This is a genomic window from Clostridium mobile (assembly GCF_018918285.1).
Taxonomy (GTDB): Bacteria; Bacillota; Clostridia; order Clostridiales; family Clostridiaceae; genus Clostridium_AW; species Clostridium_AW mobile.
Genome location: NZ_JAHLQF010000003.1, coordinates 42316 through 59322, shown reverse-complemented (window position 1 = coordinate 59322; position 17007 = coordinate 42316). Strand labels below are relative to the sequence as shown.

At 33.9% G+C, this 17007-nt stretch carries 33 protein-coding genes; all 33 read right to left on the bottom strand.

Going from position 1 to position 17007, the window contains the following annotated elements:
- Nucleotides 1–16: 16 nt before the first annotated feature.
- The 33 genes from KQI86_RS12040 to rplC all read right to left on the bottom strand — a co-directional run bounded on the left by KQI86_RS12040 (nt 17) and on the right by rplC (nt 16937).
- Nucleotides 17–880, bottom strand: a complete 864-nt coding sequence (locus KQI86_RS12040) for an energy-coupling factor transporter ATPase (RefSeq protein WP_216439637.1) — start codon at nt 878–880, stop codon at nt 17–19.
- Entirely contained in the window at nt 865–1710 is an 846-nt protein-coding gene (locus KQI86_RS12035) for an energy-coupling factor transporter ATPase (RefSeq protein WP_216439636.1), read from the bottom strand. Before KQI86_RS12035 ends, KQI86_RS12040 begins: the two co-directional genes overlap by 16 nt.
- 77 nt (nt 1711–1787) lie before the next feature.
- Entirely contained in the window at nt 1788–2129 is a 342-nt protein-coding gene (gene rplQ / locus KQI86_RS12030; protein WP_216439635.1) for a 50S ribosomal protein L17, read from the bottom strand.
- A 30-nt stretch (nt 2130–2159) separates the two neighbouring features.
- Nucleotides 2160–3107, bottom strand: coding sequence for a DNA-directed RNA polymerase subunit alpha (locus KQI86_RS12025; RefSeq protein WP_216439634.1), 948 nt, complete (start codon nt 3105–3107; stop codon nt 2160–2162).
- Nucleotides 3108–3176: 69 nt separating this feature from the next.
- The gene (gene rpsD / locus KQI86_RS12020) at nt 3177–3797 is read right to left on the bottom strand and encodes a 30S ribosomal protein S4 (RefSeq protein ID WP_216439633.1); all 621 of its coding nucleotides are present in this window, start codon (nt 3795–3797) and stop codon (nt 3177–3179) included.
- Nucleotides 3798–3824: 27 nt separating this feature from the next.
- On the bottom strand, nt 3825–4223 hold the full coding sequence (gene rpsK / locus KQI86_RS12015; RefSeq protein WP_216439632.1) for a 30S ribosomal protein S11: 399 nt from the start codon (nt 4221–4223) through the stop codon (nt 3825–3827).
- Between the two features lie 27 nt (nt 4224–4250).
- A complete protein-coding gene (gene rpsM / locus KQI86_RS12010) occupies nt 4251–4622 on the bottom strand; it encodes a 30S ribosomal protein S13 (protein WP_216439631.1) in 372 nt (123 codons plus the stop codon).
- Nucleotides 4623–4745: 123 nt separating this feature from the next.
- Nucleotides 4746–4859, bottom strand: a complete 114-nt coding sequence (gene rpmJ, locus KQI86_RS12005) for a 50S ribosomal protein L36 (RefSeq protein ID WP_162324979.1) — start codon at nt 4857–4859, stop codon at nt 4746–4748.
- Between the two features lie 15 nt (nt 4860–4874).
- Nucleotides 4875–5093 carry a translation initiation factor IF-1 gene (gene infA / locus KQI86_RS12000; protein ID WP_216439630.1) on the bottom strand — a complete coding sequence of 73 codons (219 nt, stop codon included), beginning with the start codon at nt 5091–5093 and terminating at the stop codon, nt 4875–4877.
- 6 nt (nt 5094–5099) lie between these two features.
- Nucleotides 5100–5381 carry a KOW domain-containing RNA-binding protein gene (locus KQI86_RS11995; protein ID WP_216439629.1) on the bottom strand — a complete coding sequence of 94 codons (282 nt, stop codon included), beginning with the start codon at nt 5379–5381 and terminating at the stop codon, nt 5100–5102.
- Nucleotides 5382–5392: 11 nt separating this feature from the next.
- Nucleotides 5393–6145, bottom strand: coding sequence for a type I methionyl aminopeptidase (map, locus tag KQI86_RS11990; RefSeq protein WP_216439628.1), 753 nt, complete (start codon nt 6143–6145; stop codon nt 5393–5395).
- Nucleotides 6145–6795: an adenylate kinase gene (locus tag KQI86_RS11985; RefSeq protein WP_216439627.1), complete on the bottom strand. Its 651-nt coding sequence runs from the start codon at nt 6793–6795 to the stop codon at nt 6145–6147. Before KQI86_RS11985 ends, map begins: the two co-directional genes overlap by 1 nt.
- 23 nt (nt 6796–6818) lie before the next feature.
- Complete coding sequence (gene secY, locus KQI86_RS11980) at nt 6819–8096, bottom strand: preprotein translocase subunit SecY (RefSeq protein WP_216439626.1); 1278 nt, start codon at nt 8094–8096, stop codon at nt 6819–6821.
- 1 nt (nt 8097) lies between these two features.
- A complete protein-coding gene (gene rplO / locus KQI86_RS11975) occupies nt 8098–8538 on the bottom strand; it encodes a 50S ribosomal protein L15 (protein ID WP_216439625.1) in 441 nt (146 codons plus the stop codon).
- A gap of 16 nt (nt 8539–8554) precedes the next feature.
- Nucleotides 8555–8737: a 50S ribosomal protein L30 gene (rpmD, locus tag KQI86_RS11970; protein WP_216439624.1), complete on the bottom strand. Its 183-nt coding sequence runs from the start codon at nt 8735–8737 to the stop codon at nt 8555–8557.
- A gap of 11 nt (nt 8738–8748) precedes the next feature.
- Nucleotides 8749–9246, bottom strand: coding sequence for a 30S ribosomal protein S5 (gene rpsE, locus KQI86_RS11965; protein ID WP_216439623.1), 498 nt, complete (start codon nt 9244–9246; stop codon nt 8749–8751).
- A gap of 18 nt (nt 9247–9264) precedes the next feature.
- Nucleotides 9265–9624, bottom strand: a complete 360-nt coding sequence (gene rplR, locus KQI86_RS11960; RefSeq protein ID WP_216439622.1) for a 50S ribosomal protein L18 — start codon at nt 9622–9624, stop codon at nt 9265–9267.
- Nucleotides 9625–9646: 22 nt separating this feature from the next.
- Nucleotides 9647–10189 carry a 50S ribosomal protein L6 gene (gene rplF, locus KQI86_RS11955; protein ID WP_216439621.1) on the bottom strand — a complete coding sequence of 181 codons (543 nt, stop codon included), beginning with the start codon at nt 10187–10189 and terminating at the stop codon, nt 9647–9649.
- A 22-nt stretch (nt 10190–10211) separates the two neighbouring features.
- Complete coding sequence (gene rpsH, locus KQI86_RS11950; RefSeq protein WP_216439620.1) at nt 10212–10610, bottom strand: 30S ribosomal protein S8; 399 nt, start codon at nt 10608–10610, stop codon at nt 10212–10214.
- A 27-nt stretch (nt 10611–10637) separates the two neighbouring features.
- Complete coding sequence (locus tag KQI86_RS11945; protein ID WP_216439619.1) at nt 10638–10823, bottom strand: type Z 30S ribosomal protein S14; 186 nt, start codon at nt 10821–10823, stop codon at nt 10638–10640.
- 15 nt (nt 10824–10838) lie between these two features.
- Nucleotides 10839–11381: a 50S ribosomal protein L5 gene (gene rplE / locus KQI86_RS11940; RefSeq protein WP_216439618.1), complete on the bottom strand. Its 543-nt coding sequence runs from the start codon at nt 11379–11381 to the stop codon at nt 10839–10841.
- Between the two features lie 21 nt (nt 11382–11402).
- A complete protein-coding gene (gene rplX / locus KQI86_RS11935) occupies nt 11403–11723 on the bottom strand; it encodes a 50S ribosomal protein L24 (RefSeq protein WP_216439617.1) in 321 nt (106 codons plus the stop codon).
- 18 nt (nt 11724–11741) lie between these two features.
- A complete protein-coding gene (gene rplN, locus KQI86_RS11930; RefSeq protein ID WP_216439616.1) occupies nt 11742–12110 on the bottom strand; it encodes a 50S ribosomal protein L14 in 369 nt (122 codons plus the stop codon).
- 27 nt (nt 12111–12137) lie between these two features.
- Nucleotides 12138–12392 (bottom strand): 30S ribosomal protein S17, encoded by a 255-nt coding sequence (gene rpsQ / locus KQI86_RS11925; RefSeq protein ID WP_216439615.1) that lies wholly within the window; start codon nt 12390–12392, stop codon nt 12138–12140.
- Between the two features lie 21 nt (nt 12393–12413).
- Nucleotides 12414–12626 carry a 50S ribosomal protein L29 gene (rpmC, locus tag KQI86_RS11920; RefSeq protein ID WP_216439614.1) on the bottom strand — a complete coding sequence of 71 codons (213 nt, stop codon included), beginning with the start codon at nt 12624–12626 and terminating at the stop codon, nt 12414–12416.
- A complete protein-coding gene (gene rplP / locus KQI86_RS11915) occupies nt 12616–13059 on the bottom strand; it encodes a 50S ribosomal protein L16 (protein ID WP_216439613.1) in 444 nt (147 codons plus the stop codon). The genes rpmC and rplP overlap by 11 nt, the downstream gene beginning before the upstream one ends.
- Before the next feature lie 17 nt (nt 13060–13076).
- Complete coding sequence (gene rpsC, locus KQI86_RS11910) at nt 13077–13742, bottom strand: 30S ribosomal protein S3 (RefSeq protein WP_216439612.1); 666 nt, start codon at nt 13740–13742, stop codon at nt 13077–13079.
- Nucleotides 13743–13763: 21 nt separating this feature from the next.
- Complete coding sequence (rplV, locus tag KQI86_RS11905; RefSeq protein WP_216439611.1) at nt 13764–14099, bottom strand: 50S ribosomal protein L22; 336 nt, start codon at nt 14097–14099, stop codon at nt 13764–13766.
- Nucleotides 14100–14121: 22 nt separating this feature from the next.
- Nucleotides 14122–14406: a 30S ribosomal protein S19 gene (gene rpsS, locus KQI86_RS11900; RefSeq protein ID WP_216439610.1), complete on the bottom strand. Its 285-nt coding sequence runs from the start codon at nt 14404–14406 to the stop codon at nt 14122–14124.
- Nucleotides 14407–14471: 65 nt separating this feature from the next.
- Nucleotides 14472–15302: a 50S ribosomal protein L2 gene (gene rplB, locus KQI86_RS11895; protein WP_216439609.1), complete on the bottom strand. Its 831-nt coding sequence runs from the start codon at nt 15300–15302 to the stop codon at nt 14472–14474.
- Between the two features lie 66 nt (nt 15303–15368).
- Complete coding sequence (rplW, locus tag KQI86_RS11890) at nt 15369–15662, bottom strand: 50S ribosomal protein L23 (protein ID WP_216439608.1); 294 nt, start codon at nt 15660–15662, stop codon at nt 15369–15371.
- The gene (gene rplD / locus KQI86_RS11885; protein ID WP_216439607.1) at nt 15662–16282 is read right to left on the bottom strand and encodes a 50S ribosomal protein L4; all 621 of its coding nucleotides are present in this window, start codon (nt 16280–16282) and stop codon (nt 15662–15664) included. Before rplD ends, rplW begins: the two co-directional genes overlap by 1 nt.
- A 25-nt stretch (nt 16283–16307) precedes the next feature.
- The gene (gene rplC / locus KQI86_RS11880; protein ID WP_216439606.1) at nt 16308–16937 is read right to left on the bottom strand and encodes a 50S ribosomal protein L3; all 630 of its coding nucleotides are present in this window, start codon (nt 16935–16937) and stop codon (nt 16308–16310) included.
- Nucleotides 16938–17007 lie beyond the last annotated feature (70 nt).

The window sequence follows — 17007 nt, the reverse complement described above, 5'->3', positions numbered from 1 at the left end:
TTTGCTCTCCTAACGACTATCCTTTAATTTTGGATTTAAGTATCTTAAGTAACTCTTCTTTAGCCTGGTCAATAGTAAATATTTCATCTGATATATCAAAGCCTTTTTTCCTAAGCTCCCTTGATAAATAGGTTACTTGTGGAACAGCTAACCCCACATTCTCCAGTGTATCTATCTCCTTAAATATAGATGATGGTTTGCCATCTAATATACAGCTCCCCTTATGCATTACTAATATTCTATCCGCTAACTTAGCAACATCCTCCATACTATGAGAAACTAAAATAATAGTCATATTATATTCTCTGTGTAAATTAGCTATATTGCATAAAATATCATCTCTACCTTTAGGATCTAGCCCTGCAGTAGGTTCATCTAATATAAGTACCTGTGGTTCCATAGCCACTACTCCAGCAATTGCCACTCTTCTCTTCTGTCCTCCGCTAAGTTCAAAAGGAGATTTGTCTTTATAATCATTATAATCTAACCCTACTATTTTCATAGCTCTTTTTATCCTTTTATTAGTCTCTTCATCGTTCAATCCTAAATTTTTAGGACCAAAAGCTATATCTTTTTCAATAGTTTCTTCGAAAAGTTGATATTCTGGATATTGAAAAACTAATCCTACCTTTTTTCTTATTGAACTTAGTTTTACACTTTTGGCGGTTATATCTAAACCATCAATCAAGATTTTACCTGAATGGGGCTTTAATAATCCATTTATATGCTGAATAAGTGTAGATTTTCCAGAGCCTGTATGCCCTATTAAAGCCACAAACTCTCCATCTTGTATTTCTATGGACACATTGTCTAAAGCCTTTTTCTCAAAAGGTGTACCTTCCATGTAGACATGCGTTAAGTTCTCTATTTTAATTGACATAATGCATTCACCATCTCATCTATAGTTAATATATCAGAATCTAATTTTATACCTTCTTTTTTTAGTTCATAGGCTAATTCCGTTACTTGTGGTACATCTAACCCTGTTTTTTTCATTGTCTTTACATCGCTGAATATTTCCTTAGGAGAACCTTGTGAAATCATCTTACCTGAATCCATAACTATTATTCTGTCAGCCTCAACAGCTTCTTCCATATAATGTGTTATAAGGAGTATTGTAATACCATAATTTTTATTTAAATCTTTTATTGTTTTCACTACTTCTTTTCTACCAGATGGATCTAACATTGCTGTAGGTTCATCAAATATAATGCACTCAGGCATCATTGATAAGACCCCAGCTATAGCTACTCTTTGTTTTTGTCCACCTGAAAGCAAATGAGGAGCATGTTTTCTGTAATCATACATATTCACTCTTTTTAAAGAATCATCTACTCTTTTTCTTATTTCCTTAGATTCTATTCCTATATTTTCAGGTCCAAAAGCAACATCTTCTTCTACTATAGTAGCTACTATTTGATTATCTGGGTTTTGAAATACCATTCCTGCCCTTTTTCTTACCTCCCAGACATTTTCAGAAATAGATGTATCTATTCCATCAACAAGGATTTTTCCTTCTGAAGGCAATAAAAGTGCATTCATGTGTTTAGCTATAGTGGATTTGCCTGAACCATTTCTTCCTAATATAACAACGAATTCACCTTTTTCTACCTCTATAGAAACATTGTCTACCGCTAGTCTAAATGTATTGTTAACTGTATCTTCATACTTATATACTACGTTTCTACATTCTATCATCTTGTTATTCATTTTAAAAACACCTCATAATGGCTAACACTATATTAAAATGGGGACTAAGCTAATTTTATACTTAATCCCCTGGAATCTTATACTAATTCTAGTATAACCATTTCTGCTCCATCGCCTCTTCTAGGACCTACTTTATACATTCTAGTATATCCACCATTTCTTTCAGCATATTTAGGAGCTATATTGTCAAATAAGTTTTTAACTACTTCTTCTTCAGTTACAAATGCAAGCACTTGTCTTCTTGCATGAAGATCTCCTCTTTTACCAAGAGTTATCATCTTTTCAGCTAAGTTTCTAGTTTCTTTTGCTCTTGTAACAGTTGTTTCGATTTTTCCGTGCTTTAAGAAGCTAGTAACTAAACTTCTAAGCATTGCTCTTCTTTGGTCAGTTGGACGACCTAACTTACGATATCCTGCCATCTCTATACCTCCTTACGTTACATTGTATAATTACTCATCAGCTTGTTTTAGGCCTAATCCTAGTGCTTCAAGCTTTTGCTCAACTTCTTCTAGAGACTTTTTACCTAAATTTCTAACTTTCATCATATCATCAATGGTTCTTTCAGTTAATTCTTGAACAGTGTTTATTCCCGCTCTCTTTAAGCAATTGTAGCTTCTAACTGAAAGATCAAGTTCTTCAATTGTCATTTCTAGAACTTTTTCCTTCTTGTCTTCTTCTTTTTCTACCATTATTTCTACATTATTAACATGATCAGTTAAGCTCATGAATAATTTAAAGTGTTCAATTAATATCTTCGCTGACAAGCTAATAGCTTCATCAGGCATAATAGTTCCATTAGTCCATACTTCAAGTGTTAGCTTATCATAGTCAGTAATCTGTCCCACTCTTGTATTTTCAACATTGAAATTTACTCTTTTAACTGGAGTGTATATAGAATCTACAGGGATAGTACCAATCGGCATACCCTCTGCTTTATTTCTATTTTGGGACACATAACCTCTTCCTCTATCAACTATCATTTCCATATAAAGCTTTGCATCATCATCTAATGTAGCTATATGTAAATCCTTGTTGATAATTTCTATGTCTCCATCACTCTGTATATCAGCAGCTGTTACCTTTCCAGCACCTTTAGCATCAATATATATAGTCCTAGGGCCCTCCCCAGACATTTTTAACGCTAACTGCTTAATATTTAATATTAATTCAGTAACATCTTCTTTTACACCCTTAACAGTTGTAAATTCATGTAATACATTTTCAACTCTGATAGAATTAACGGCAACTCCAGGTAATGATGAAAGAAGTATTCTTCTTAATGCATTTCCTAAAGTTATTCCGTATCCTCTCTCTAGTGGTTCTACTACAAATCTACCATAAGAACCATCTTCTGCCATTTCAACACATTCAATTTTTGGCTTTTCAATTTCTAACATTTACAAACCCTCCTTTTATATAATATATCAATCTAATATGAGGGCAACTGATTCTTTCACTATATACTACTATTTGCTATATAACTCAACGATTAATGTTTCATTTACAGGAACATCAACATCTTCTCTAGTAGGTTCGCTTACTACTCTTCCTTCAAAGTTTTCTGGAGTAGCTGATAACCAGTTTGGTAATGTTTTTGGATTTTCAGCAAATACTTTAAACTTTTCAGTAGCTCTGCTCTTTTCTGAAACAGTTATAACATCATTAACTGATACTATATATGATGGAATATCAACTTTTTTGCCATTTACTAAAAAATGACCGTGAGTTACTAACTGTCTAGCTTCTTTTCTTGAATCACCATATCCTAATCTGAATACTACGTTATCAAGTCTCATTTCAAGAAGTCTTAACAAGTTTTCACCTGTTATTCCTCTTTTTCTATCAGCTTTAACATAATAAGCTCTAAATTGATTTTCTAATACTCCATATATTCTCTTAGCCTTCTGCTTTTCTCTCAACTGTAATCCATAGTTTGAAAGCTTCTTTCTGCTTTGTCCGTGCTGTCCTGGTGCATAACCTCTTCTTGCGAAAGCACATTTATCTGTATAACATCTATCCCCCTTAAGGAATAGCTTTAATCCTTCTCTTCTACATAATCTACAAGTTGCTCCAGTGTATCTTGCCATTTATTATTCCACCTCCTATTGCTTAGATTACACTCTTCTTCTTTTTGGCGGTCTACAACCGTTGTGTGGTATTGGTGTAACATCTTTTATTAAAGTAACTTCTAATCCTGCTGCCTGTAATGATCTTATTGCAGCTTCTCTACCCGCTCCAGGACCTTTTACGTAAACTTCTACGCTTTTCAATCCATGCTCCATTGCTGTTTTCGCTGCTGTTTCAGCTGCCATTTGTGCTGCAAATGGAGTACTCTTTCTTGATCCTCTAAATCCTAATCCGCCGGCACTTGCCCATGAAAGTGCGTTACCAACGGCATCAGTTAATGTAACAATTGAATTGTTAAAAGTTGACTTTATATGTGCACAGCCATGCTCAACATTTTTTCTTTCTTTTCTTCTTCTTGTTTTCTTAACCTTTGCTGCTGCTGCCATCTCTTTCCCTCCTTAATTCAATATTGCTTATTTCTTCTTCTTACCTGAAACTAGTTTCTTTGGTCCTTTTCTAGTTCTAGCATTAGTTTTTGTTTTCTGACCTCTAACTGGAAGTCCTCTTCTATGTCTTATTCCTCTATAAGATCCAATTTCAACTAATCTCTTTATATCAAGAGCTATATCTCTTTTTAAGTCACCTTCAACTTTAAGATACTTATTTATATAATCTCTTAAAGCATTAACTTCATCTTCTGATAAATCCTTAACTCTTGTATCAGGATTTACTCCTGTTTCTTTAAGAATTTTTTGTGCACTTGGTAATCCTATACCAAATATATAAGTTAGACCTATTTCAACTCTTTTTTCTCTTGGTAGGTCAACTCCAGATATTCTTGCCATTAATCATTACACCTCCTGGTAAATATAAATAAGGTAATCTTTCATAGATTATTCAAAAATATATATAAAGTTCTAGGCCATTAGATATTCTATATCTTAACGTCAGCCGCTCCTAAAACGTTATTAACCTTGTTTTTGTTTATGCTTTGGATTTTCGCAAATAACCATTATTTTTCCTTTTCTTTTAATGATTTTGCATTTTTCGCATATAGGTTTAACTGATGGTCTTACTTTCATAGCTAACCCTCCTTATTACTTTGCTCTCCAAGTTATTCTTCCACGAGTTAAGTCATATGGAGAAAGTTCCACAGTAACTTTATCACCTGGTAAAATTCTAATAAAATTCATTCTAAGTTTTCCAGAAATATGTGCTATTATTTTATGCCCACTTTCTAATTCCACTTCAAACATAGCATTAGGTAAAGCTTCTAATACAGTACCTTGCATTTCTATAACATCCTCTTTTGACATAAGGTCTCAAACCTCCTTATTCATGTCGTGAGACTGCAAAATTTTTCTGATCATTGAATTACTAACCTTATCGCCTGATAATAATAAATTTTTTACTTCATCAGCTGTTGTATTAGTAAAAACTAGATGCTTTATTTTCTTTTTCTTAGGCTTTTCTATAGGCCTTAAACTGCCATCAGCAATATAAACATATTGTTCATCTAATACACCTGTAACTATGAAAAACTTATCTTTATCCCTTCCTGCTTTAGAGTAGACTACTTTACCTATCTGGTCGTTATCTTCCAAACTTTTCACCTCTACTGAATTAATGTTAATATTTCAGGACCATTATTTAAAACTGCCACAGTATTCTCATAATGAGCTGATAAGCTATTATCTTTGGTCACAACTGTCCAGTTATCCGGTTTTACATCTACATGATAATCACCAATATTAACCATTGGTTCAATGGCTAATACAATTCCATTCATTAGTTTTGGGCCTCTTCCTGCCCTTCCAAAGTTAGGAATTTCAGGTTCCTCATGCATATCTCTTCCGATACCATGACCAACGTAGTCTCTAACAACAGAATATCCAAAACTTTCAACATACTGCTGTATTGCAAAAGAAATATCTGTAAGTCTGTTTCCTACTATAGCCTTTTCAACACCTTTGAAAAAGCTATCTTTAGTAACATTTATTAACTTTTCAGCTTCTTCTGATACCTTTCCAACTGGAAAAGTCCTAGCAGCATCGCCATGGTATCCATTTAAAATAGCTCCACAATCTACACTTATTATGTCTCCTTCTTGTAGAATCCTATCCTGTGATGGTATACCATGAACAACTTCATTGTTTACTGATGCACATATAGAAGCTGGAAAGCCATAGTAACCCTTAAAAGATGGCTTAGCGCCTCTTTTAACAATAAGTTCTTCTGCGATTCTATCCAGTTCAGCAGTACTTATTCCCGGTTTTACTACCTCTTCAAGTTTTGCAAGGGTTTCTGCTACAACTTTACCCGCCTGTCTCATGTATTCAATTTCAATATTATTTTTCAATATTATCATTATTTATCGCTCCCTAGGATATCACAAATGTTCTGGAACACTTCTTCTATCTCAAGGGTTCCATCTACCTTGCATAGATTGCTCTTTTCATTATAATATTTTACTAATGGCGCAGTCTGATTAGAATAAACTTCTAATCTTTCTTTTACAGTTTCTTCACTATCGTCTTTCCTTTGAATCAACTCTCCACCGCATAAATCACATACACTTTCAACCTTAGAAGGATTAAACTTTACATGATAGCTAGCACCACAATCTTTGCATACTCTTCTTCCTGTCATTCTTTCCAGAATAAACTCATGTGGAACTTCAATCAATAAAGCTTTATCAATTTTTGTACCCTTCTGTTGTAAAAAGCTATCTAGTGCCTCAGCTTGTGATACTGTTCTAGGAAAACCGTCAAGTAAAAATCCTTTTTTACAATCATCTTCTTGTAACCTATCGTTAACAATCTCTATAGTTAATTCATCTGGAACTAACTGCCCCTTATCCATATAGCTTTTTGCTTTTACTCCTAGGGGAGTTTGTTCTGAAATGTTTTTTCTAAATATATCTCCGGTTGATATATGTGGTATAGAATACTCATTGCTAATCAACTTAGCTTGAGTTCCTTTTCCCGCACCGGGAGGACCTAATAATATTATTCTCAACTAAATCATCTCCAACAATATATTTATTTCAAGAAGCCTTGATAGTGTCTCATAACTAATTGAGATTCTATTTGTCTTACAGCTTCTAAGCCTGTGCTAACCATAATCATTACACTAGTACCACCAAAATGAATACCACTAAAAGGAGTTTTAGCAGCTACAATAATTGGAATTACCGCAATCATTGCTGCAAATATACCACCCATAAATGATGTTCTGTTTAATACTTTTTGAATGAAATTTGCTGTTGGTTCACCTGGCCTAATACCTGGAATAAATCCTGAGGACTTATTCATATTTTCTGCCATCTCCTCTGGCTTCATAGTAACTTCAGTATAAAACCATGTGAAGAATATTATTAGTACAGAAAATAATATAGCGTATAACCAGCTTCCTTGTGTAAAAGGACTATATTTGTTAGTCGTTATGAACATAAATAATTTTGACTCAGGCCAAAATTGCCCTAACGTAGCTGGAAACGCCATAACAGACATAGCAAATATTATAGCTATAACTGCTGATGAAGCAATATTTATTGGAATATGTGTTGATTGTCCTCTATATACTCTTCCATTTATAGTCTTACCAGCATATTGAACTGGAATTCTTCTTTCTGCTAAACTCACAATTACAGTTGTTAAAAATAGTCCAGCCATTATTGCAGCTAGCATAATTACCTGAACAAAGTTAACTTCTTCAGCTTTCTGAAGAGCTGCAACTTGATATATAGTAGTCGGAAATCTAGATATAATATTTACAAATATTATAAGCGAAACTCCGTTTCCTATACCTTTTTCTGTTATCTTATCACCAAACCACATCAAAAATGTTGATGCAGCTAATAGTGTAAGTATAATCAAAAACATATTGAATTTTGAGCCGTCTTGTAAAGCTCCAGCTCTAGATATAATAGCATATGTACTAAGTCCTTGGATTACCCCAAAAACTATAGCACCATATCTAGTATATTCTTGTATTTTCTTTCTTCCTTCTTCTCCTTCTTTAGACAATTGTTCTAAAGATGGAATTGCTATGGTGAGAAGCTGAAATATTATCGATGAGTTAATATAAGGGACTACCCCCATAGCAAATATACTAAAACTGCTAAAAGCACCACCGGACAATAAATCGTAAAGGCTAAATAAGCCTCCACTTTGAGAAAGATTTTTAAGCTGTTCTTGGTTGATTCCTGGAACTAAAATGAAATTTCCCATTCTATAAAGAATAAGCATAAAGAATGTAAATAATATTCTTTTCTTTAAGTCAGGAACCTTCCAAGCATTACGTAGGGTTGATATCATCCTATATCACCTCAACTTTTCCTCCAGCTGCTTCTATCTTTTCAGCTGCTGCTTTAGAAAACTTTGTAGCTTTAACTGTTAAGTTTTTTTCTAGTTCGCCGTTTCCTAATATCTTAACTCCATCATAAATTTTGCTTATTACGCCTTTTTCTATTAATAATTCTGGAGTTACAACTGTTCCGTTTTCAAATATATTTAATCTATTTACATTTATAGCTTCATATCTTTTTGCAAATATATTAGTGAATCCTCTTTTAGGAACTCTTCTATATAATGGCATTTGTCCGCCTTCAAAGCCTGGTCTTACTCCACCGCCAGATCTAGCGTTTTGACCTTTTTCACCTTTACCTGAAGTCTTACCTAGTCCTGAACCTGTTCCTCTACCTAGTCTTTTAGGAGACTTTCTAGCTCCTTCTGCTGGTTTTAATTCATGAAGTTTCATACTCGCACCTCCTCTTTTACTGTAATTCTTCTACTTCTAAAAGATAACATACTTTATTAATCATACCTCTGATTTGAGGAGTATCATTATGTTCAACAAACTTACCTATCTTCTTTAATCCAAGAGCGTTAACTGTAGCAATTTGGTCTTTTTTTCTACCTATTAAACTCTTTTTTAAAGTTATTTTAAGTTTAGCCAAGGCAATCCCTCCTAACCTAAAATCTCTTCAACGGTTTTTCCTCTAAGTTTAGCTATTTGCTCAACTGTTCTTAATCTTGATAAACCGTTAATTGTAGCATTCACCATGTTTCTTGCATTGTTAGAACCTAATGATTTAGCTCTTACGTCTTTTAATCCTGCTAATTCAAGAACCGCTCTAACTGGACCTCCAGCTATAACTCCTGTACCTTCATCTGCAGGCATTATAAGAACTTTACCTGTTCCAAATTCACCTTGAATTTGGTGTGGTACTGTTGTACCAACGATTGGAACTTCAACTAAGTTCTTTCTTGCATCTTCTATTCCTTTTCTGATTGCTTCTGGTATTTCTATAGACTTACCAATTCCAACTCCTACGTGGCCATTTTCATCGCCAACAACAACAAGTGCGCTGAATCTGAAGTTTCTACCACCTTTAACAACCTTAGCAACTCTATTTATATAAACTACCTTTTCCTTTAACTCTAAAGTGCCAGGATCTATTCTCATTTATTTCCCTCCCTCTTTTTAGAACTGCAAGCCAGCTTCTCTTGCACCTTCAGCAAGTTCCTTTACTCTTCCGTGATAAATATATCCGCCTCTATCAAAAACAACTTTGTTAATTCCCTTTTCCATTGCCTTTTTAGCAATAGTTTCTCCAACTAACTTAGCTCCTTCTTTGTTGCTTCCTGCACCATCGAATTCTTTATCTAAGCTAGAAGCTGCAACTAAAGTTATTCCTTTAGTGTCATCTATTATTTGAGCGTAAATATTTTTTTCACTTCTATATACTGAAAGTCTTGGCATTTCTTGAGTTCCGGATACTTTCTTACGAACTCTTAAATGACGTCTAACTCTAGATTCGTTTCTATTTTCTTTATTAAACATAGAGACTCACTCCTTTCTTATTTTACTTCTTACCAGTTTTACCTTCCTTACGTCTTACAACTTCGTTATCATACTTGATACCTTTTCCCTTGTAAGGCTCTGGTTTTCTCCACGTTCTTATATCTGCAGCAACGTCTCCAACTAATTCTTTATCGATACCGGAAACTATTATCTTATTAGCTCCTTCTAATTGGAAATCTACTCCTTCAACTGCATTTATTTCAACTGGATGTGAGAATCCAAGATTTAATACTAATTTCTTTCCTTGTAACTGAGCTCTGTAACCAACTCCAACTAATTCTAAAGTTTTCTTGTATCCTTCAGTTACTCCTACAACCATGTTATTTATTAAAGATCTTGTTAATCCATGAAGAGCTCTGTTTTGCTTTTCATCATTACTTCTAGTTACAATTATAGAATTGTCCTCAACAGCTATATTTATAGCTGGATGCATAGCTTTTGTAAGCTGACCTTTTGGTCCTTTAACTGTAACAACATTTTCCGGAGTCACAGTCACAGTTACACCATTTGATATAGCTATTGGAAGTCTTCCTATTCTTGACATAATTACACCTCCTGTTCATTAATTACCAGATGTAGCAAAGTACTTCTCCACCAACTGCTAACTTTGTCGCTTCTTTATCTGTTATTATTCCTTTAGATGTTGATATAACAGCAACTCCTAATCCGTTTAAAACCTTAGGAACTTCTTCTTTTCTACAATATACTCTTAAACCTGGCTTTGATATTCTCTTTAAACCAGTGATAACTCTTTCTTTGTTATAACCATATTTCATAGTTATTTTAAGCATTGGAACTGATCCGTCATTATATTCCTCAACTTCTTTTATATATCCTTCATTTAACATTATATTAGCAATAGCCTTCTTTATATTTGAAGAAGGTATCTCAACCACTTCGTGTCTAACAACATTAGCATTTCTGATACGTGTTAGTAGATCTGCGATTGGGTCAGTCATTCCCATATTAATGTGCCTCCTTTCGTATAACAATTACCAACTTGCTTTCTTACAACCAGGTATCTGACCTTTGTATGCAAGTTCTCTAAAACAAATACGGCATACACCAAATTTCTTTAATACAGAATGTGGTCTTCCACATATTCTACATCTAGTATAAGCTCTAGTTTTATATTTAGGTTCTTTTTTCCACTTTTCAATTAAAGCCTTACGTGCCACAATCTTCCCTCCTTATTATTGTGCAAATGGCATTCCAAGGAATCTTAATAGCTCTCTAGCTTCCTCGTCAGTCTTTGCAGTTGTAACAAATACTATATCCATACCTCTTAACTTATCTATCTTATCGTATTCAATTTCAGGGAATATAAGTTGCTCTTTAATTCCTAATGAGTAGTTTCCTCTACCATCAAAAGACTTGTCAGAAATTCCTCTAAAGTCTCTAACTCTTGGCAATGCAACATTCATTAATCTATCTGCGAACTCATACATTTTTACTTTTCTTAATGTAACTTTACATCCAATAGCCATATTTTCTCTTAATTTAAAGTTAGCTATTGATTTCTTTGCTCTTGTTAATATAGGCTTTTGACCTGTAATTATTGATAAATCACTTACTGCTGCTTCTAGTGTTTTTGGATTTTCCTTAGCTTCTCCAACACCCATGTTGATAACTATTTTTTCAAGCTTTGGAACTTCCATTATATTTTTATATCCGAACTTTTCCATTAAAGCTGGAACAACTTCTTTTTCATACTTTTCCTGTAATCTTGGAATCATTAAGTGAACCTCCTTTCAAGATTAGAATGTTTCTCCGCACTTTTTACAAACTCTTACTTTTGTGCCATCATCTAATAACTTATGACTTATTCTAGTTACTGATTTACATTTTGTGCAGTATAACATAACTTTTGAACTAAATATAGGTGCTTCCTTGTGAATAATCCCACCTTGCATATTTTCTCTATTTGGCTTCTGGTGTTTTGTAACCACGTTAACATCTTTTACTAACACTTTACCATTCTTAGGGAATACGCTTAAAACTTCACCTATTTTTCCCTTATCCTTACCGGATATAACCATAACTGTGTCTTTTTTTCTTACATGTACTTTATTTGTCATTTAAGCCACCTCCCTATCCTATAGAACTTCAGGTGCTAATGATAGTATTTTAGTAAATTCTTTATCTCTTAGCTCCCTAGCAACAGGTCCGAAGATACGTGTTCCTTTTGGCTGTTTGTCATCTTTTATAATAACAGCTGCATTTTCATCAAATTTTATATAGGAACCATCTACTCTTCTAGCACCTTTTCTTGATCTTACGATAACTGCTTTTACGACCTCACCTTTTTTAACAACCCCGCCTGGTGTTGCACTTTTGACGCTAGCAACGATTATATCTCCGATGTTGCCATATCTTCTATTTGAACCACCTAGTACTCTTATACACATTATTTCCTTAGCACCAGAGTTATCTGCAACTCTTAATAAAGACTGCTGCTGAATCATTCAAATACCTCCTTTCAGCTTTTTACACTATTTAGCTTTTTCAATTATTTCTACTATTCTCCATCTCTTATCCTTAGATAATGGTCTTGTTTCCATAATTAAAACTTTATCATTAAATTTAGCTTCATTATTTTCATCATGAGCTTTGAATTTAGTAGTCTTATTTATAGTTTTACCATATAATGGATGACGCACTTTCGTTTCAACTGCTACAACAACAGTTTTATCCATTTTATCTGAAACAACTCTACCAACTCTTGTCTTTCTATTTGCTCTTTCCACAGGACAAGCCTCCTTTCACAATTACTGCTCAAAGTTCCTTAGTTCTTCTTCTCTAAGGATGGTCTTAATCTGGGCTATAGATTTTTTTACTTCCCTTATTCTCATTGGGTTTTCTAATTGACCAGTAGCCAACTGAAATCTAAGGTTAAATAATTCGCCCTTAAGATCATTAAGCTTAACTTGTAGGTCTTGAGGACTGTTGCTTCTTAAATCTTTTAATTCTTTAGCCTTCATTGATTTCACCACCCATTTCTTCAAAATCTGATCTCATAACAAACTTAGTGCTAACTGGAAGCTTATGTGCAGCAAGTCTCATTGCCTCTCTAGCAACCTTTTCATCAACACCTGTTAATTCGAATAAAATTCTGCCTGGCTTAACTACAGCTACCCAGTATTCTGGTGATCCTTTACCGGAACCCATACGTGTTTCAGCTGGTTTTTCAGTTACAGGCTTATCTGGGAAAATCTTTATCCAAAGCTTTCCACCTCTTTTAATGTATCTATTGATAGCTATTCTGGCAGACTCTATTTGATTGCTTGTAATCCATCCACATTCTGTAGCTTGTAATGCGAAATCTCCATAAGCAATAAAGTTACCTCTTGTAGCTTTACCTTTCATTCTGCCACGCTGTACCTTACGATGTTTAACTCTTTTAGGCATTAACATGTCATATTCCTCCTTCCTTATGCATTAACTTCCTTTATTTCTTTCTTAGCTGGAAGAACTTCACCTCTATATACCCATACTTTTACACCTATTTTTCCGTATGTGGTATCTGCTTCTGCAAATCCATAATCTATATCAGCTCTTAATGTCTGTAGAGGAATTGTTCCTTCGTGATACTGTTCTGTTCTAGCAATATCTGCTCCACCAAGTCTTCCTGAACAAGCAGTTTTAACTCCTTTAACTCCAGCTTTCATTGCTCTTTGAATTGTTTGTTTCATAGCTCTTCTAAAAGAAATTCTCTTTTCTAACTGTTGAGCTATGCTTTCAGCCATTAACTGTGCATCAGTTTCTGCTGATTTAACTTCTATAATGTTAATTAATATATTTTTATCTTCTTTAATTAACTTTTTAACTCCTGATTTTAATACTTCAATTCCTGATCCGCCTTTACCAATTACCATTCCTGGTTTAGCAGTATATATATTTAACTTTACTCTTTTAGCTGCTCTTTCGATTTCAATTTTTGAAATTCCAGCTGAGTAAGACTTATTCTTAATGTATTCTCTTATTAAATTATCTTCAACTAAATAGTCAGCAAAATTTCTCTTATCAGCATACCATTTAGCATCCCAATCTTTAATAACTCCAACTCTTAACCCGTGTGGATGTACTTTTTGTCCCAATCTATTTCCCTCCTTCTTTTATTAAGCTCTTTCCTTAACAACTAGAGTTATATGGCTAGTTCTTTTCATTATTCTAAATGCTCTACCTTGAGCGTGTGGTCTATATCTCTTTAATATTGAACCTTCGCCTACATATGCTTCAGAAACATATAAGTTGTTTATATCTAAATTTAAATTATTTTCAGCATTTGCTACTGCTGATTTTAAAACTTTATTTACTACTACAGCAGCATCCTTTGGAGTATACTGTAATATTGCAAAAGCCTCATTTACATTTTTACCTCTTACTAAATCAAGAACTATTCCTATCTTTGTTGAGGACATTCTCACATACTTAGCTATTGCTTTAGCCTGCATTGATTTTTACCTCCTTCCTGTACTATCTTACCTTAGATGACTTTTCTGTCTTATCTACGTGACCTCTGTATGTTCTTGTTAAAACAAACTCTCCAAACTTATGTCCAACCATATCTTCAGTAACATATACTGGAACATGTTTTCTTCCATCATGAACTGCTATTGTGTGACCTATCATTTGTGGGAATATTGTTGAACTTCTTGACCATGTCTTTATAACTTTTTTCTCACCATTTTTATTCATTTCATTTATTTTCTTTAAAAGTCCTTCATGAACAAAAGGTCCTTTCTTTACGGATCTACTCACTTGATTGGCCTCCCTTCGTAACCTTATTAATAACTTTTGAAGAGAATATTAATATTCTCTTCAAATTATTTGCCTCTTCTCTTAACAATTAATCTATCTGAGTATTTTTTAGTTTTTCTTGTCTTCAATCCAAGAGCTGGTTTACCCCATGGAGTAAGTGGACCTGGACGTCCTATTGGCGTTCTACCTTCTCCACCACCGTGTGGGTGATCAACTGGGTTCATTACAGAACCTCTAACTGTAGGTCTGAATCCCATATGTCTTTTTCTTCCAGCTTTACCTATATTCATTATTTCATGTGTTAAGTTTGAAACTGTTCCTATAGTAGCTTTACATTCAATTCTTACATATCTCATTTCACCGCTTGGAAGTCTTAATGTTGCATAATTTCCTTCCTTAGCCATTAACTGAGCTGAACTTCCTGCTGATCTTACTAACTGAGCTCCTTTTCCTCTTGATAGCTCAACGTTGTGTACAAATGTACCAACAGGCATATTCTTTAATGGTAAGCAGTTTCCAACTTTAATATCTGATTCCGGTCCTGATACAATTGTATCTCCAACTTTTAATCCATCTGGAGCGATTATATATCTCTTTTCTCCATCAGCATATGTAACTAAAGCTATAAATGCTGTTCTGTTTGGATCATATTCGATTGTAGATACTTTTGCTGGAATACCATCCTTATCTCTCTTAAAATCAATTATTCTATATTTTCTCTTAGCTCCGCCACCTCTATGACGTACTGTAATTTTTCCGTGATTATTTCTACCACCACTCTTATTTAATGAAACTAGAAGTGATTTTTCTGGACTATCAGTTGTAATTTCATTGAAAGTACATACTGTCATCTGTCTTCTAGCTGGAGTGGTAGGTCTAAATCCTTTTACAGCCATTTTTTTACCTCCCAACTTAGCTTATCTGGCTTATAGCCAATAACCCGCTTTAATCAAAAGCAATTATTACATTCCTTCGAAGAATTCAATTCCTTTACTCTTTTCAGTTAATTTAACAACTGCCTTTTTATAATTTGGTCTTCTTCCTATGTGAACACCAACTCTTTTTTCTTTTCCTAAATAGTTAGCTGTTTTAACTTCTTCAACCTCTACACCAAATACTTCTTCTATAGCTCTTTTTATTTGGCATTTATTTGCATGCTTATCAACTATAAAGGTGTATTTTTTGTCTCCCATGAAAGCCATACTTTTTTCTGTTATAACGGGTCTTCTTATAATATCATAACTAGTTAGCTTCATTATGCATACACCTCCTCAATTTTTGATACAGCATCCTTTGTTATAATGAAATTTTCATATTTTAATATGTCATAAACATTCAAGTTATTAACAGGAAGTACTTCTACTCCTTCAATATTTCTTGCTGATTTATATACATTTTCATTTGATTCTGCTGTAACAATTAATGTCTTGTTAGCATTAAGTGCTCCTAACATTTTAACTATTTCTTTAGTTTTTGGAGCTTCTAATTCAAGATTCTCTAATACTATCATTTGATTTTCTTGAACTTTTGAAGTAAGAGCTGATTTCATAGCAACTCTTCTCATTGATTTTGGAACTGAAACTCTGTATTCTCTTGGCTTTGGTGCAAATACAACACCACCATGTATCCATTGAGGTGATCTTGTTGAACCCTGTCTTGCTCTACCAGTTCCTTTCTGTCTCCATGGCTTGATTCCACCACCAGAAACTTCAGCTCTTGTTTTACTTGATTGTGTTCCTTGTCTCTTGTTAGCTAATTGAGCCACAACTACTTGATGTAAAGCATATTGATTAACTTCAACACCAAATACGCTATCTGCAAGTTGAACATCTCCAACTTTTTTTCCTTCTTTATTAAATAATCCTACTGTAGGCATCCTGTATCCTCCTTTCTTCAGCAAATTAAGCTTTTACTGTATTTCTGATTACCACGAATCCTTTGTTTGGTCCTGGTACTCCGCCTTTTATTAAAATTAAATTCTTTTCAGGAATGATTTTTACAACTTCTAAGTTTAATACTGTTGTATTTACATTTCCCATATGTCCTGGCATTCTTTTGTTCTTAAATGTTCTTGATGGATCTGAAGATCCCCCCATTGAACCAACTGCTCTGTGGAACTTGGAACCGTGGGACATTGGTCCTCTGTGTGCATTCCATCTTTTTATTGTACCTTGGAATCCCTTACCTTTTGAAACTCCTGATACGTCAATTTTTTCTCCAGCTTGGAAAGCGTCAGCTTTTATTTCCTGACCTACTTCGTATTCATTTGAATTTTCAAGCTTAAATTCCTTAAGAACTCTTTTGAATTGAACACCTGCTTTTGCGAAATGTCCTTTTAATGGTTTATTAACTAATTTTTCTCTTATTTCTCCAAATCCAACCTGTATTGCTTCATAACCATCTTTTTCAGTTGTTTTCTTCTGAACCACTACACATGGACCTGCCTCTACTACTGTCACTGGAACTACTCTATTATTCTCATCGAATATTTGAGTCATACCAAGTTTTTTACCTATTATTGCTTTTTTCATTATATTACACCTCCTCAACTAATTAGCGGACCACAGAATTGCGGTCATAATAGTCTGTAATAGGCAATCT

Excerpts from the sequence above, each read along its gene's own strand:
- rplE (WP_216439618.1), bottom strand. The coding sequence starts at position 11,381 with ATGATTCCAAGATTACAGGAAAAGTATGAAAAAGAAGTTGTTCCAGCT.
- KQI86_RS12025 (WP_216439634.1), bottom strand. The coding sequence starts at position 3,107 with ATGTTAGAAATTGAAAAGCCAAAAATTGAATGTGTTGAAATGGCAGAA.
- rpsK (WP_216439632.1), bottom strand. The coding sequence starts at position 4,223 with ATGGCAGCAGCAGCAAAGGTTAAGAAAACAAGAAGAAGAAAAGAAAGA.
- map (WP_216439628.1), bottom strand. The coding sequence starts at position 6,145 with ATGATAATATTGAAAAATAATATTGAAATTGAATACATGAGACAGGCG.
- rpsE (WP_216439623.1), bottom strand. The coding sequence starts at position 9,246 with ATGAGAATAGATCCTGGCACTTTAGAGTTAAAGGAAAAGGTAGTTTAT.
- secY (WP_216439626.1), bottom strand. The coding sequence starts at position 8,096 with ATGATATCAACCCTACGTAATGCTTGGAAGGTTCCTGACTTAAAGAAA.
- rplX (WP_216439617.1), bottom strand. The coding sequence starts at position 11,723 with ATGACAAATAAAGTACATGTAAGAAAAAAAGACACAGTTATGGTTATA.
- rplO (WP_216439625.1), bottom strand. The coding sequence starts at position 8,538 with ATGAAACTTCATGAATTAAAACCAGCAGAAGGAGCTAGAAAGTCTCCT.
- rplV (WP_216439611.1), bottom strand. The coding sequence starts at position 14,099 with ATGCAGGCTAAAGCAATAGCTAAGTATGTGAGAATGTCCTCAACAAAG.
- KQI86_RS12040 (WP_216439637.1), bottom strand. The coding sequence starts at position 880 with ATGTCAATTAAAATAGAGAACTTAACGCATGTCTACATGGAAGGTACA.
- rpmC (WP_216439614.1), bottom strand. The coding sequence starts at position 12,626 with ATGAAGGCTAAAGAATTAAAAGATTTAAGAAGCAACAGTCCTCAAGAC.
- rplC (WP_216439606.1), bottom strand. The coding sequence starts at position 16,937 with ATGAAAAAAGCAATAATAGGTAAAAAACTTGGTATGACTCAAATATTC.
- infA (WP_216439630.1), bottom strand. The coding sequence starts at position 5,093 with ATGTCAAAAGAGGATGTTATAGAAATGCAAGGTACTGTATTAGAAGCT.
- rplR (WP_216439622.1), bottom strand. The coding sequence starts at position 9,624 with ATGTTTAATAAAGAAAATAGAAACGAATCTAGAGTTAGACGTCATTTA.
- rpsD (WP_216439633.1), bottom strand. The coding sequence starts at position 3,797 with ATGGCAAGATACACTGGAGCAACTTGTAGATTATGTAGAAGAGAAGGA.
- rplF (WP_216439621.1), bottom strand. The coding sequence starts at position 10,189 with ATGTCAAGAATAGGAAGACTTCCAATAGCTATATCAAATGGTGTAACT.
- rplN (WP_216439616.1), bottom strand. The coding sequence starts at position 12,110 with ATGATTCAGCAGCAGTCTTTATTAAGAGTTGCAGATAACTCTGGTGCT.
- rplD (WP_216439607.1), bottom strand. The coding sequence starts at position 16,282 with ATGCCTACAGTAGGATTATTTAATAAAGAAGGAAAAAAAGTTGGAGAT.
- rplB (WP_216439609.1), bottom strand. The coding sequence starts at position 15,302 with ATGGCTGTAAAAGGATTTAGACCTACCACTCCAGCTAGAAGACAGATG.
- rpmJ (WP_162324979.1), bottom strand. The coding sequence starts at position 4,859 with ATGAAAGTAAGACCATCAGTTAAACCTATATGCGAAAAATGCAAAATC.
- rplW (WP_216439608.1), bottom strand. The coding sequence starts at position 15,662 with ATGAAGCTAACTAGTTATGATATTATAAGAAGACCCGTTATAACAGAA.
- rpsM (WP_216439631.1), bottom strand. The coding sequence starts at position 4,622 with ATGGCAAGAATATCTGGAGTTGACCTACCAAGAGAAAAAAGAGTTGAA.
- rplQ (WP_216439635.1), bottom strand. The coding sequence starts at position 2,129 with ATGGCAGGATATCGTAAGTTAGGTCGTCCAACTGACCAAAGAAGAGCA.
- rpsH (WP_216439620.1), bottom strand. The coding sequence starts at position 10,610 with ATGGGAATGACTGACCCAATCGCAGATCTACTAACACGTATCAGAAAT.
- rplP (WP_216439613.1), bottom strand. The coding sequence starts at position 13,059 with ATGTTAATGCCTAAAAGAGTTAAACATCGTAAGGTACAGCGTGGCAGA.
- KQI86_RS12035 (WP_216439636.1), bottom strand. The coding sequence starts at position 1,710 with ATGAATAACAAGATGATAGAATGTAGAAACGTAGTATATAAGTATGAA.